At 40.7% G+C, this 14,198-nt stretch carries 8 protein-coding genes and 3 pseudogenes; 3 read left to right on the top strand and 8 right to left on the bottom strand.

Annotated elements, in window-relative coordinates; genetic code table 11:
* Positions 1-3: 3 nt before the first annotated feature.
* The 3 genes from plsX to O3664_RS05990 are packed head-to-tail and all read right to left on the bottom strand — an operon-like array spanning position 4 to position 2,929.
* Positions 4-996 (bottom strand): phosphate acyltransferase PlsX, encoded by a 993-nt coding sequence (gene plsX, locus O3664_RS06000; protein ID WP_004257703.1) that lies wholly within the window; start codon positions 994-996, stop codon positions 4-6.
* The gene (recO, locus tag O3664_RS05995; RefSeq protein ID WP_024058073.1) at positions 993-1,763 is read right to left on the bottom strand and encodes a DNA repair protein RecO; all 771 of its coding nucleotides are present in this window, start codon (positions 1,761-1,763) and stop codon (positions 993-995) included. Before recO ends, plsX begins: the two co-directional genes overlap by 4 nt.
* Complete coding sequence (locus O3664_RS05990; RefSeq protein ID WP_261019055.1) at positions 1,760-2,929, bottom strand: pyridoxal phosphate-dependent aminotransferase; 1,170 nt, start codon at positions 2,927-2,929, stop codon at positions 1,760-1,762. Before O3664_RS05990 ends, recO begins: the two co-directional genes overlap by 4 nt.
* A 479-nt stretch (positions 2,930-3,408) precedes the next feature.
* Here O3664_RS05990 and O3664_RS05985 point away from each other — a divergent pair, with 479 nt between their 5' ends.
* Positions 3,409-4,419: a YeiH family protein gene (locus O3664_RS05985; RefSeq protein WP_371613779.1), complete on the top strand. Its 1,011-nt coding sequence runs from the start codon at positions 3,409-3,411 to the stop codon at positions 4,417-4,419.
* A 225-nt stretch (positions 4,420-4,644) separates the two neighbouring features.
* On the opposite strand, the gene O3664_RS05980 is transcribed toward O3664_RS05985, so the two are convergent.
* Both O3664_RS05980 and polA read right to left on the bottom strand, forming a co-directional pair.
* Positions 4,645-5,082: a CoA-binding protein gene (locus O3664_RS05980; protein ID WP_000076477.1), complete on the bottom strand. Its 438-nt coding sequence runs from the start codon at positions 5,080-5,082 to the stop codon at positions 4,645-4,647.
* 84 nt (positions 5,083-5,166) lie between these two features.
* Positions 5,167-7,800, bottom strand: a complete 2,634-nt coding sequence (polA, locus tag O3664_RS05975; protein WP_371613778.1) for a DNA polymerase I — start codon at positions 7,798-7,800, stop codon at positions 5,167-5,169.
* A gap of 147 nt (positions 7,801-7,947) precedes the next feature.
* Between polA and O3664_RS05970 the strand changes: the two genes are divergently transcribed.
* Both O3664_RS05970 and O3664_RS05965 read left to right on the top strand, forming a co-directional pair.
* Positions 7,948-8,886 carry an Rpn family recombination-promoting nuclease/putative transposase gene (locus O3664_RS05970; protein WP_371613777.1) on the top strand — a complete coding sequence of 313 codons (939 nt, stop codon included), beginning with the start codon at positions 7,948-7,950 and terminating at the stop codon, positions 8,884-8,886.
* Positions 8,883-9,023, top strand: a pseudogene (locus O3664_RS05965) (flagellar assembly protein H domain protein); the annotation flags it as partial. The gene O3664_RS05970 and the pseudogene O3664_RS05965, both read left to right, overlap by 4 nt.
* Here the strand turns inward: O3664_RS05965 and O3664_RS05960 are convergent.
* From O3664_RS05960 to O3664_RS05950, 3 genes and pseudogenes are all read right to left on the bottom strand, one after another.
* Positions 9,023-9,349 (bottom strand): annotated as a pseudogene (locus tag O3664_RS05960) (transposase family protein); the annotation flags it as partial. The pseudogenes O3664_RS05965 and O3664_RS05960 overlap by 1 nt on opposite strands.
* Positions 9,350-9,613: 264 nt before the next feature.
* Positions 9,614-13,201 (bottom strand): SIALI-17 repeat-containing surface protein, encoded by a 3,588-nt coding sequence (locus O3664_RS05955; protein WP_371613776.1) that lies wholly within the window; start codon positions 13,199-13,201, stop codon positions 9,614-9,616.
* Positions 13,202-13,411: 210 nt separating this feature from the next.
* Positions 13,412-13,564: pseudogene (locus O3664_RS05950) on the bottom strand (N-acetylmuramoyl-L-alanine amidase family protein); the annotation flags it as partial.
* Between the last annotated feature and the right edge of the window lie 634 nt (positions 13,565-14,198).

Raw genomic sequence — 14,198 nt, 5'->3', positions numbered from 1 at the left:
CTTTTATTCTCCTGAAAATTCACGCGCAGTCTGGGCAACTACGTCTGTTTCTAGCATGGTACGAATCTGGCGAATTGTACTATAAACAGCCTTGGCATCGCTTGAGCCATGAGTCTTGATAACAGGTGCCTTGACACCAAACAAGACCGCTCCACCAACATCAGAATAGTTAAGCTGTTTTTTCAAACCTCTGAGGCTGTCCTTGAGAAGGAGGGCGCCTAATTTCGCTCGAAGACCACCACCTGTAATAGCTGTCTTGAGCAAGCCCATAATTCCCATGGCTGTCCCTTCAATGGATTTGAGCACAGCGTTTCCCGTGAAACCATCTGCCACAACAACATCCGCAACGCCATTCATCAAATCACGCGCTTCCACATTTCCGATAAAGTTCAAACTTTCATCAGCTGCTAGTAATTCGTAAGTTTCCTTACGAAGCGGGTCACCCTTGCTACTCTCTGTTCCATTGTTAAGCAAGCCAACACGAGGTTGCGCAATGCCACGAACATTTTTAGCATAGAAGGAACCCAGAATAGCGTATTGATGGAGGTGCTGGGCTGTATTCTCCGCATTGGCACCGAGGTCCAGCATGTCAAAACCCTTCCCATCTACAGTCGGCAAGGTCGACATAAGCCCAGGACGGTCGATATTCTTGATACGACCCACGATGAAGAATCCAGCCGCCAACAAAGCACCTGTATTCCCAGCCGAGAGGACAGCGTCTGCTTCACCCTCTTTGACAGCCTTGGCTGCCAATACCATACTGGCATTTTTCTTCTTCCGAATAGCTCTCGTAGGTTCATCGTCTGAATCAATCTTTTCATCCGTATGGATAATGCTGACGCGCTCTGTCGCTGTCAGATATTGCTTGATTTTAGCTTCATCTCCATAGAGTTGAACCTCAATATCTGAAAAGTCAGCCAGGGCTTGATTGACCCCCTCAACGATGGCCTGAGGTGCATAATCGCCCCCCATTGCATCTACTGCGATTTTTTTCATTTGTTTTCCTCTTTTAGTAATTGACCCCAGTCTGCTAGGGAATCAATAAATTTCTTTGATTTTAGGTGAATCCCAACGTACTCTTCGTAGAGTTGATCCATAAATTGGCGTAGCTCTTGCTTGATTTCAGGCTTGAGCGAAATGGTCTCCAAGGTCTCAAAATCAATGGCTTGAAATTGATTAAGCAGATAAGGGATGTTGGGATTGATATGGCAACGTCTCTCATCCTCATGATAATGGTCTGGACAGAGACAGGCTCCATATTTGAAAGAAAAATCAAAAGCCTGACCAACCCGATGACAAAAGACACACTCATTAAAATTGAAACTAATTCCAAATCGGGTCAAGATTTGAATTTCAAAAATATTGGTCAAAACCTGATAATCCAAGCCCGCTTCCATCAACTCCAAAGTCTTTTGCAAAAAAGCAAACAAGGAAGCATCCTGCTGATTGTCCTGCAAACTAGCATCTGCAAGAGCTGCCACATAGGTCGCATAAGCCATGACAAAGAGGTCACTATTAATCTTGGGAAAAGTCATCACCTCATGATAGTCCTCAATGTAACTAAGCCCATCATCATTGATTCGCAAGAGAAATCGTGCCAGCACCAAGGGCTGAATAACCGGCGCCAGCTTAGACTGGCCAGCATGTTTAACGAAAAACATGCGCTTGCCAGCCTTCTCTGTAAAAATCTTGACTAGCTTGTCATCCTCACGAAAGTTACGATTGTAGAGCACCAAGCCTTGACTCGTGATAGACTGAATCATGCTTCTCTCATGTACTCCTCAAGTCGTTTCATTGCTTCTTTGATCGTCTCCATGCTGGCTGCATAAGACAGGCGAACATAACCTTCTCCATAACGCCCAAAGGCAGCACCAGGGATAAAGGCAACAGCCTTCTTCTGAGCAAAATCCTTCAGAAAAGCAAAAGAATCTTGATTATATCCTGCTGGAATCTTAGCAAAGATATAAAAGGCACCGTCTGGTTTGATAATCTCAAAACCAAGAGCAGTCATTTTCTCGATAATATAATCTCGACGCTGGATGTATTCCTTCTTCATAGGTTCCGCATCATTTTTACCAGCCGTCAAGGCTTCTACCGCAGCATGTTGAGTCATAGTATTTGCGGCAGTCACCAAGTACTGGTGACTCTTAATCAACTGAGCTGTAAAGGCTGCAGGAGCAAAAATCAGACCCAAACGCCAACCTGTCATGGCATGTGATTTAGATAGACCATTGATAATAATAGCCTGATCTCTCAACATGGTTCCCAGAGACACATGGGCTTCGCCTGTGTAGGTCAATTCTGAGTAAACCTCATCACAGACAACAAAAATTTCGTACTTGCGTAAAACAGCTGCCAAGTCTTCCAACTGCTCCCGACTATAGGTAATTCCTGTCGGATTAGCCGGATAGTTGAGAATAACCGCCTTGAGCTTGTCTCCCTGCTCCAAAATGGCCTTCTCCAACATTTCAGGAGTCAAGACAAAACCATTTTCAGTTGTGTCAATCTCGACAATCTCTGCCCCAACTAGATTGACAATCGGTTCATAACCTGGATAGGCAGGAGCTGGCAAAAGTACCTTGTCTCCCTCTTCCAAAATAGCCGTCAAAGTAGCAGATAAAGCCTCTGTCGCCCCAATTGTAACCAAGATTTCATTTTCAGGAGCATAGTCCAGTTGGTACTTTTCCTTAACAAAGTCACTGGCTGCCTGACGTAGAGTCAGCAGGCCACTCATCCCTGTATAGTAGGATTGGTTCTGGTCAATCGCTCGTTTGGCCGCCTCCTTGACATGGTCTGGCGTTGTAAAATCAGGTTCCCCCAAGGTCAAACGCAAGACCCCAGGAATCTCAGAAATAGCCTGGTCAAACTGACGAATCAACGAAACTTGAATCTTATCTAACTGTTTATTAAAGCGCTTAGTTAAGTCCATAGATACCTCCTACTTTCAAAACGTATCTCTATTATACTACAAAAGCCCCCCGACCGCAAAAATACATGATAGAATAACGCTAGCATGACAAATTGAAGTATGTTAAAATGGATTTGTCGCAACTCCACTAACGAACTTAGTTTGGAGGTGAGTTTTTGCTAATCTTCGTTACAGTTATTCTAGCACCATTACTGATTACTATTACCGGTAATGTCATTTCTGAGTGGATAGTCAGAAAGTGGTTAGATAAGCGCGACAAAAAAATATAACCTGAGTTTAGTTTTAATGTAACTGGACAAAAAGAAATACCAGAGGTGGAGCTCTGGTATTTTTGTTTTTGCCAAGACTTCGTTACAGTTCTTGTAGGATTATTATTACATAATTAGCACTACTTGTCAAATAATTGTTAGCTCCACTTTCTATTTTACTTTTCCTCTCTACAGGTCTATAATGGTAACAGATTCTATTTGGAGGTTTTTATGTCATTTCTATCAAAAAATGGAGCAGGCATCTTGGCCTGCCTTCTCATTTCCATTCTATCTTGGTACTTAGGAGGATTCTTCCCTGTTATTGGCGCGCCCGTTTTTGCCATTTTCATAGGCATGCTCCTACATCCCTTTCTCTCGTCCTATAAACAACTGGATGCGGGATTAACCTTTAGTTCTAAAAAATTGCTCCAGTATGCCGTTATCTTGCTTGGTTTTGGTCTCAATATCTCGCAAGTCTTCGCAGTCGGACAATCTTCACTCCCTGTCATCCTGTCCACCATTTCAATAGCCTTGCTTGTTGCCTACCTCTTCCAGCGCTTCTTTGCACTGGACACAAAACTGGCTACCTTGATTGGAGTGGGTTCTTCTATCTGTGGGGGCTCTGCCATTGCGGCAACAGCGCCCGTTATCCATGCTAAGGAAAAGGAAGTAGCCCAAGCCATCTCCGTTATCTTTTTCTTCAATGTCTTGGCTGCGCTCATCTTTCCAACCCTCGGCACCTGGCTTCATCTATCCAATGACGGCTTCGCCCTCTTTGCAGGAACTGCAGTCAATGATACTTCCTCTGTAACCGCCACAGCTAGCGCCTGGGATAGTCTCTACCAGACCAATACCCTCGAGTCTGCAACCATTGTTAAACTCACACGTACTTTGGCCATTATCCCTATCACGCTCTTTCTATCCTACTGGCAAAGTCGCCAACAAGAAAACAAGCAAAGCCTACAACTGAAAAAAGTCTTCCCACTTTTTATCCTTTACTTTATCCTTGCCTCTCTCCTCACTACACTACTCACCTCTCTAGGTGTGTCCAGTAGTTTCTTTACCCCTCTCAAACAACTCTCTAAATTCCTTATTGTCATGGCCATGAGTGCTATCGGTCTCAAAACCAATCTGGTCGCTATGGTCAAATCCAGTGGAAAATCCATTCTTCTCGGAGCCATCTGCTGGATTGCCATCATCCTCACTAGTCTTGGTATGCAGACCCTTATCGGTATTTTCTAAACTCTTCGAAAATCTCTCCAAACCACGTCAACGTCGCCTTGCCGTAGGTATGTGACTGACTTCGTCAGTCTTATCTACAACCTCAAAACAGTGTTTTGAGCTGACTTCGTCAGTTCTATCTGCAACCTCAAAACAGTTTTTTGAGCAACCTGCGGCTAGTTTCCTCTTTGCTCTTTGATTTTCATTGAGTATAACACAAAAGGTAGCCCACCAGCTACCTTTTTCTTATGCTTCCTCAATCAAGCGTGTGTGTTCTCTCTTGATGCAACGATTCATCACGATATCATCACATCCACCAGCACGCAAGATCTCTTCCGCTTCTAGACTTTCAAGTCCTAGCTGTGCCCAAAAAATCTTGGCATCAGCTTTGAGAAAATCACGCGCCACATCTGGCAAAAACTCACTGCGCCGGTAAACATTGACAATATCTACAGGAAAAGGAATCTCAGCTAGGCTAGCATAGGCCTTTTCACCCAAGATTTCACCACCTGCCGCCTTGGGATTGACTGGGATAATTTTATAACCCCGAGCCTGCATTTCCTTGGTCACTCGATTACTGGTTGTTTCCTCACGGTCAGACAAGCCCACCACAGCAAGGGTTTTACTCGTTGCGAGATACTGACGAATCACGCCATCACTTGGATTGATAAATTCTTGACTCATAGAAATCCTCCTTTTTCATCAGTATAGCACATTTTGAAAAGGCTTGCATAATTCTACTACAAAAAAGGAGGACTAGCCCCCTTTTTATTTAGCCTCGTACCAGGTTGCCCCTTCATTTTCATCTGCGATAAGGGGAACACTAAGTTGAATGGCTTCTTCCATGGTTTGTTTGACCAATTTTTTCATCTCTGTCAGTTCAGATTTAGGAACTTCAAGTACGATTTCATCGTGCACTTGCAACAGCATCTTAGTCTGATAACCACCTGCAACCAAGGCTTTATCCAGCTGAATCATGGCAATCTTGAGAATATCTGCTGCCGAACCCTGGATAGGAGAGTTGATAGCTGTCCGCTCTGCAAAACCACGAATGTTGAAGTTGCGCGAATTGATATCTGGCAACTCACGACGACGCTTAAAGAGGGTCTCTACATAGCCCTTATCACGCGCCTCACGCACCACTTCATCCATGTAGTTTTTAATACCTGGGAAGCGTTCAAAGTAGGTATCAATGTAGGCCTTGGCCTCCTTACGGCTAATGCCCAAATTATTAGACAAGCCAAAGTCGGAAATCCCGTAAACCACTCCAAAGTTAACTGCTTTGGCATTTCGACGGTCGTTTGCAGTCACATCCTCAGGACGCTCAATGCCAAAGACCCTCATGGCTGTTGAGGTATGGATATCCGCCCCCTCTTGGAATGCCTTAATCAAGTGCTCATCCTTAGAGATATGCGCCAAAACGCGCAATTCAATCTGTGAATAGTCGGAGCTGAGCAGAACACTATCCTCCCACTCTGGCACAAAAGCCTTACGAATGAGACGACCTTGTTCCAAGCGAACAGGGATATTTTGCAAGTTTGGATCCACACTAGACAGACGTCCAGTCTGGGTCAAATCCTGAACATAGCGAGTATGAATCTTGCCATCAGCCAAAATCCAGTCCTGCAAGCCAATCACATAAGTGGATTGAATCTTAGCAATCTGACGATAGTCTAGGATTTTCTTAACAATCGGAGCAATAGGAGCCAGGCGCTCCAACACATCCACCGCTGTCGAGTATCCAGTCTTAGTTTTCTTAGTGTATTCTAGAGGAAGTCCCAATTTTTCAAAGAGAAGTACACCCAATTGCTTAGGCGAGTTGATATTAAACTCCTCACCAGCCAGTTCGTAAATCTCCTGAGTGAGTTTTTCAATGACAAGCTCATTTTCAGCCTGCATCTCAAGCAAGGTCTCTTTCTTGACCGTAATCCCAGCAATTTCCATCTTGGCAAGGACAAAGGCTAGAGGTTGCTCCATATCATAAAGAAGCTCTAATTGCCCATTTTCGCTGAGTTTTTCCAGCAATATAGGCTCTGTTTCGACCAAAACAGCAAGCTTACGAGCTAAATGCTCCAAGAATTTCTCACGTTCAGGAAGGGTCTTCTTGACTCCCTTACCATAGAAAGTCTCATCATCAACCAAATAAGTCTGACCATAAAGACTAGCGATGGTCGCAATTTCATTGTCCTCCACAGTCGAAAGGAGGTATTTAGCCAATCGGCTGTCAAAAGCAGGCGCCTGCAAATCCACACCCAAACGATGCAAGAGAACTTTAGCCTTCTTGAAGTCATAAACTCTCAGAGGTGTTTTTTCTAAAAAGTCCTTGAAAATCGGCTCTTGCAAAAGCTCAAGCTTGTCTGTAGCATAGAGCTTATCCCCACAAGACCAGGCAAATCCAACCAAATCATCCGTATGGTAATTCTCCCCAAAGAGTTCAAAATGGAAGATAGACTCTTCACTCAGCATATTTTGACTGATTTGGTCAACAATAGTAAAGTCCAAACTCTCAGCCACATCAGCTGATGACACATTTAAAGCCTGTTTGAGCTGTTTGAAGCCCATCTCATCGTAGAATTTTCCAAGATTTTCCACATCTGGACCACTATAGACCAAATCCTCCAAACCAATCTCAACCGGTGCCTCGGTATCAATGGTCGCCAGTTTTTTCGACAAAAAGGCCTGTTCCTTATCATTGATGAGATTTTCCTTCATCTTAGAAGCCTTCATCCCATCAATATTTTCATAAATTCCCTCAAGCGAACCATGCTCCAGCAAGAGTTTGATACCAGTTTTTTCACCGATTTTGGTCACCCCAGGGATATTATCCGACTTATCACCCATGAGCGCCTTGAGATCGATAAACTGAGTCGGTGTAATGCCCATCTTTTCCATGAGATATTCTGGCGTAAAGGCCTCAAACTCAGCCACACCTTTCTTGGAAAGTTCAACCACCGTATGCTCATCCGTCAGCTGAATCAAATCCTTGTCCCCACTGATAATGGTAATATCAAAACCATTCTGCTCTGCTAGTTTATCCAGTGTCCCAATGATGTCATCCGCCTCATACTGAGCCAACTCATAATGACGAATCCCCATATGATCCAGCAACTCACGAATAAAGGGAAATTGCTCACGAAACTCATCCGGAGTCTTAGCCCGACCACCCTTATAGTCCGCATACATCTCTGTACGGAAGGTCGTCTTTCCCGCATCAAAAGCCACCAAAATATGACTCGGCTCAACCCGCTCCAACAAATGGCTTAACATCAACTGAAAGCCATAAATCGCATTGGTATGCAAGCCAGCCGCATTCTTAAAACGGTCCAACTGCTGATAGAGCGCAAAAAATGCTCGAAAAGCAACAGAAGACCCATCAATCAATAATAATTTTTTCTTATCCATACACCCATTATAAAGGAAAGCACCAAAAAATACCATTGGGAAGAGCCAGACCGAGTATTTTTCATCCTTTTTCCGAATAAATAGATAGAGCCAGAGAATCTAGTAAACCTAGATTTAAAAATGTGCTATAATGAAAGGAGAAGCAATATGACTGTACGTCATCCGGGTATCAGCCCAACCAATGATTTGGTTGCTAAGAAAATCTTTAGCAATCCAGAAATCACTTGTCAATTTATTCGCGATATGCTGGATTTACCAGCAAAAAATGTGACGATTTTGGAGGGAAGTAACATTCACGTCTTGCCTTCCCTGCCGTACTCAGCGCAGGATTTCTATACCAGTATAGATGTTTTGGCAGAGTTAGACAATGGCACGCAGGTTATTATCGAAATCCAAGTGCATCATCAGAATTTTTTCATTAATCGTTTGTGGGCTTACTTATGCAGTCAGGTCAATCAAAATCTCGAAAAAATTCGTCAACGAGAAGGTGATACACATCAAAGTTACAAACACATCGCCCCCGTTTATGCCATTGCAATCGTGAATAGCAATTATTTCCAAGATGACTTGGCTTTCCATAGCTTTAGTATGCGCGAGGACACGACAGGTGAGGCTTTAACAATTACAAACAATGGACAAGAAAACCATCTAGTCAAGATGGCATTCTTGGAATTAAAAAAATATAGAGAAACCAGCAAAGACGAGGTTCGCAAACCCTGGTTGGAATTTTTTGGGAATAAACCCTTTACCCAACAACCCGAGCGAGCCATTAGCCAGGCAGACCAACTGCTAGACTACAAGAGCTGGTCCGAGGAGGACAGGAAAATGTTTAGTGAACAGCGTAGACGCGAAGAACAAGCCTTGTTAGCACAGGACTATGCCTTGGAACAAGCTGAAGAAAAAGGTTTAGAGCGTGGGCGAGCTGAGGGTCTTGAACAAGGTTTAGAGCGTGGAAAAGTTGAAGGTCAAATCTTTACCTTTCTAGATTTAGTACGTCAACATGTTTTAACTTCCGAATTTGCGAGTGAGCAACTAGGCATGACGGTCGCTGAGTTTGAAGAACTATTGAAAGACCATTGTAAATAAGATTAAAAAAATACAGAGAAACCATCAAAGACGAGGTTCGTAAGCCATGGTTGGAGTTTTTCGGGAACAAACCCTTTACCCAGCAACCTGAGCGAGCCATCAGTCAAGCAGACCAACTGCTAGACTACAAGAGCTTCTTTGGGTTTACGACACGAGAAATTTGATGATTTTTCTTTACTAGAGGAGTCTCAGCGACCATCATTTTCAAGCACTGATAGCACTTGAAACGACGCTTTTTAAGTAGAATTCTAGTAGACATACCAGTCGTTTCAAGGTAAGGAATCTTAGACGGTTTTTGAAAGTCATATTTCTTCATTTGGATTCCACAGTTAGGGCAAAGTGGAGCCTCATAATCCAGTTTAGCAATGATTTCTTTGTGGGAATCCCTATTGATGATATCTATAATTTGGATATTAGGGTCTTTAATGTCTAGTAATTTTGTGATAAAATGTAATTGTTCCATATGAATTTTTCTAATGAGTTGTTTGGTCGCTTTTCATTATGGATCTTATGGAACTTTTTTTCTACAACAAAATAGGCTCCATAATATCCATAGGGATTTACCCACTACAAATATTATAGAGACTAAGTTTATAGAACAACATAAAAGTGAACAAGACTAAAATATCGTTTTGTTCACTTTTTTCTTCTTTCAATAGAACTCTCACTATAGTCCATATCACAAAAAGAGAAGGTCATAATCCTTCTCTTTTATATCTTCAACTAATTAGTTTTTGCGTTTCACAAATGGAAGGGCACCAAGGAGTAATCCAAGGAATCCTAATGATGCAACTGCAACATTATCTTTACCACCAGTGTTAGGAAGTTCTTTCTTATCTTCTACTTTCGCAGCTGGAGCTTGATATGTATTATCTTTATTAGTACCTGCTACAGTTGTAGTAACCGCAGGAGTTGCTGGGGTTTCAGCTGTTGGTGTAGCCGGAGCTGGTGTTGGAGCTTCAGTTGCTGGAGTAGCTGGCGTTGGAGCTTGTTGAGCTTGTGATTCATTTGGAACAGGATTTCCAGGAGTTGGTGTTAGTCTTGAGTCTGAATTTGGAGTAGAATAGTGATTAGTTACTTTTTTGTAATAGTTAGTAATAATACCATCTTTTTCTTCAGATTTCACAAAAGTATAACCTGCAATTGATTTACCTTTGAAATGACCTTCTTCAGCATTCAAAATATCAGCGTTAGTAGCAATATCAACATAGCGTGTGACTTTTAAGTCTTCTGTATCATTACTTCCAGATAGAACCTCAGCTTTATTATTAATTAAAGTATTTAAGGCATCTTCTAAATCAGCTAGACGATCTTTTAATCCATCTTTATAATAATCTTCAACACCTTCATTTTCTTCGCTGTCTTTGATTTGCTCTTTTACTTTAGAGATTTCGTCTAAGATTTTTTTGATTTCAGGGTTATTAACACCAAACTCTGGAACTTCATTAACAGCAGCTTCAACAGCGTTAACTCCGCCTTTGAATGCTGGAAGTTCTGGTTGTACAAGTGCATCTCCGTTTGAAGCTTCTGGTTTAGTTGGTTTTGGAGCTTCTCCTTCAGGTTTTGCAGGAGTTGGAGGTGTTGTATCATTCACTCCACCATTGAATTCTGGAAGTTCTGGTTGTACAAGTGCATCTCCGTTTGAAGTTTCAGGTTTAGATGGTTTTGGAGCTTCTCCCTCTGGTTTATTAGGTTCAGTAGGAGGTGTTGTATCATTTACTCCTCCGTTGAATTCAGGATTATTAGGTTGAGTAGGAGCATTATCATCATTTACACCACCATTGAACTCTGGAGTTGCTGGTGTTGTAGGCGCTTCTTCATCGTTTACTCCACCTGTGAATTCAGGTTTTTCTTCAGCTGTAGGAGCGTCAGCAGGATTTACCCCACCATTGAATTCTGGAGCATTAGGAACCGTTGGAACCTCATCCGCTTCCTTAGCAGGCTCAGTAATTGCTTCATCATCATTTACTCCACCTGCGAAGTCTTTTGGTGCTTCACCTTTAGGAACTTCTTTTAAGTTTTCGATATAACCTAAAGTTGCGTTGTAATCATCAGTTAGTTCATCGATTGCATCTTTGTAAGCTTTCACTACTTCGTTAACTTCGTCGAATTTAGCTTGAGCTTCATCTGCAGCAGTTTTAGCAGAAGCAACAGCAGCTTCTAATCTAGTTACAGCATCTTGTAATCCATCTTGGATAGATTGTTCAGCATTGTTTTTCTTAGCTGTTGCAAGTGCAGTTTTAGCTTTTTCTAAAGTTTCTTTTTGTTTATCTAATGCAGCATTTTTTTCTTCTACAGCTTTAGCTTTTTCAGTAGCATCAGCCTTGTCTTTATCAGCTACTTTAGTTAATTTTTCAATTTTTTCAGCGATATCATCAGCGATATCTTGAAGTTTTTTAACGATTGGTTTAGAAGCTTCTTTGTTGTAAGCAGCGTCTAATTTTTCTTTATCAGCAGTAGGAAGTTCAGCAAGAGGTTTTCCTTCTTGTTTTGTAGCGCCAATTTCGTCTGCTTGTGGATCTTGATTTTTGTTAGCTTCAGCAGTCTCATTTTGACCTTTTAATTCTTTAAGAACATCTCCTGCAGTTAAGTCGCCTTTTTCAACTGCAGCTAAAATATCTTCTTTACCTAATGCTTTTTTAGCTTCTTCTTTATTTGTAATCTTAGCATCAGCATCGATATCTTTTTCTAATTGATCTAATGCATCTTTAAGAGCAGTTCTAGTTTCAGCTTCTTCTTTTTTAAGTTCTTCAACTTTTGCTTTTGCTTTTTCAGCTTCTGCTTTAGCTGTAGCTAATTCAGTTTCTGCTTCAGTTTTAGCTTTATCTGCTTCTTCTTTTTTAGTTTGTGCAGCTTTTACATCAGCAGCTTCTTTTTCTGCTTTAGCTGTAGCTTCATCTGCTTTTGTTTTAGCTTCGTCTGCTTTTTTCTGCAATTCAGCAACTTTAGCATCGGCTTCTGCTTTAGCTTCAGCAGCTTTTTCAGCTTCTGTTTTTTCTGCTGGTTTAGCTGGCTCTTCTTCTACTGGTTTAGCTGGCTCGTTAGCTTCTTTTTCTTTAGCAGCTTTCACTTCTTCTAGAGTTTTGTTGTACTCATCAGTAAGTTTGTTTAGCTCATCAGCAACAGCTTTAGTATCCGAAGCAGCTTGATCAAATGCATTTTGTGCAGCATCACGCTCTTTTTTAATCGCCTTAACAGCTTTATCTAATGAAGAAACAATATCAGAATCAGAACCGTTATCTGTAGCTGATTTAAGAGCTTCTTCAGCTTCTTTTAATGTATCTTCTTGTTTTTTAAGAGCTTCAGCTTTTTTATCTTCTTCAGCTTTTAATGCATCAGCATCTTCTTTAAGCGTATCAACTTTTTCACCTAAGTCATCAGCTTTATCTTGAGCTTTTTCTGATGCAGGACGAGCAGCATCGGCTTTTTCAGCTTTGTCAATTCCAGCCTTAATGTTTTCTGGTAATTGATCTTTAGATTTAGCTTCTTCAGCTGGAGTTGCTGCAACGTTAGCTTCATTAGCTTGGTCTTTATTTCTTAATTTTTTCTCAGTTTCTTTATTAGCTTCAGCTTTTTCATTATCATCTGCTAATTCAGCAAGAACATCACCAGCTTTTAAATCACCAGATTCTACAGCTGCTAAAATATCTTTTTTACCTAATGCTTTTTTAGCTTCTTCTTTATTTGTAATCTTAGCATCAGCATCGATATCTTTTTCTAATTGATCTAAAGCTTTTGATAGAGCATCTTTAGAATCAGCTTCTTCTTTCTTAGCGTCTTCTTCTTTTTTAGTTTTTTCTTTAGCTTTAGCGTCAGCTTCAGCAGCTTTTGTTTTTGCTGCAGCTAATTCTTCGTCAGCTGCAGTTTTAGCTTTTTCAGCTTCAGTTTTTGCAGCTTCAGCTTCAGTAGCTTCTTTTTTCTCAGTTTCAAGTTTTGTATCAGCTTCGTTAGCTGCAGTAGTAGTTGTATCTACTTTAGCTTGAGCTTCAGTAACTTTTTCTTCAGCTTTTTTAGCTTCATCTTCAGCTTTTTTAATTTCTGGACTTGTAACTTCTGATTTAGAAGTGTCAGTAGCTCCAGTTTCTGCTGGCTGAGTAGCCGCTGGTTGCTCTGTTGTCTCAGAATTTCCAGCAGGGTTAGTTGTGCTATTTGAATTAGTTGCTGATGTATCAGTTGTGCCAGCTGGTTGAGCTGAAGCAGTAGTTGCATTGGAAGAATCATCAGCTTTCACGACTGATGGTTGAGATGCTGCAAATGCTGCTCCCAATACAGCCACACTAGCCAAGCTAGTTAAAATCATTTTCTTTTTATCCATTTGTGAAACCCCTTTTTTAGAATTATATTTGGGTTTATTATAACTCTTTCTAAAAATATAATCAAGTAATAGGTTATTTTATCTTTACATTTATATGCTTATATTAATTTTCAAATATACCTCTTGTAAAAGAAAAAGAAGGCCTGTTTTATAAGCTTTCTTTTTATTTTCTTTTCATTATTTACATTTTCTATGGTAAATTTTACACTTTTAAACCCACTCACCGTTGGCATTTACTGTGTAACCATTGATTGTAGTGCTGACAGCAAGAGCTCCTGAACTATATGCATAGTACCATTTGCCATCCACTTGGAACCAACCAGTCTTCATTCCATATTCTTTAGAGAAATAATACCAGTCACCGTCAATTTTTGGATCAACCTACTACAGTTGACAAAGAGCCTTTTTTGATCTATTTTAAATAGATCGTAAATTTGTAAAAACACCAATACCGCATTCACTCTTTATGTTCAAATGATTTTCTCGGAATTGTATCATATACCTGTTTGAAATATACAGTTTTTTTAACATTTTGTCAATTATTTTTCTAATTTTGTTTTAGGTATTATGATATAAATTTGTAAGATAATCACACACAATAACATTTATGTAGTTTTATAGGTCAAAAAAGTCTACAAAGCAATATCATTATTACATAAGCTATGATTTACTTTATACTCAATGAAAATCAAGGCCACAGTCGTCACACAGATCAAATCTGGAAGATTTTCTAGTAATTCTGAGCTTACTAGGTTAAACTTTTTTACCTGAAAAACTTCTTTTTTCTAACGATAAAATAAACCCTATCACACTCCCTGCTAAAAAGATCCATCAACAAGGCGTGATATCTTGTAAAGCTAAAAAAGAAAATATAGACATCCTCAAGGGTAATGTTAATACTCAATGAAAATCAAAGAATCTCAAAATCTACTCACTGCCTCTATTTTAATCAAAAAAATAGGACACCGTCTTACCGCTGCCCCTTCAAAAAGAAAAA

The organism is Streptococcus sp. 27098_8_109 (assembly GCF_041432295.1).
In the GTDB taxonomy this organism is placed as follows: Bacteria; Bacillota; Bacilli; order Lactobacillales; family Streptococcaceae; genus Streptococcus.
The sequence above is the reverse complement of the archived record's forward strand: the minus strand, read 5'-3'. Positions and strand labels throughout refer to the sequence as shown.

What these genes read in the sequence shown, in the direction of transcription:
- plsX (WP_004257703.1), bottom strand. Translation starts at nt 996, where the DNA reads ATGAAAAAAATCGCAGTAGATGCAATGGGGGGCGATTATGCACCTCAG.
- recO (WP_024058073.1), bottom strand. Translation starts at nt 1,763, where the DNA reads ATGATTCAGTCTATCACGAGTCAAGGCTTGGTGCTCTACAATCGTAAC.
- O3664_RS05990 (WP_261019055.1), bottom strand. Translation starts at nt 2,929, where the DNA reads ATGGACTTAACTAAGCGCTTTAATAAACAGTTAGATAAGATTCAAGTT.
- O3664_RS05985 (WP_371613779.1), top strand. Translation starts at nt 3,409, where the DNA reads ATGTCATTTCTATCAAAAAATGGAGCAGGCATCTTGGCCTGCCTTCTC.
- O3664_RS05980 (WP_000076477.1), bottom strand. Translation starts at nt 5,082, where the DNA reads ATGAGTCAAGAATTTATCAATCCAAGTGATGGCGTGATTCGTCAGTAT.
- polA (WP_371613778.1), bottom strand. Translation starts at nt 7,800, where the DNA reads ATGGATAAGAAAAAATTATTATTGATTGATGGGTCTTCTGTTGCTTTT.
- O3664_RS05970 (WP_371613777.1), top strand. Translation starts at nt 7,948, where the DNA reads ATGACTGTACGTCATCCGGGTATCAGCCCAACCAATGATTTGGTTGCT.
- O3664_RS05955 (WP_371613776.1), bottom strand. Translation starts at nt 13,201, where the DNA reads ATGGATAAAAAGAAAATGATTTTAACTAGCTTGGCTAGTGTGGCTGTA.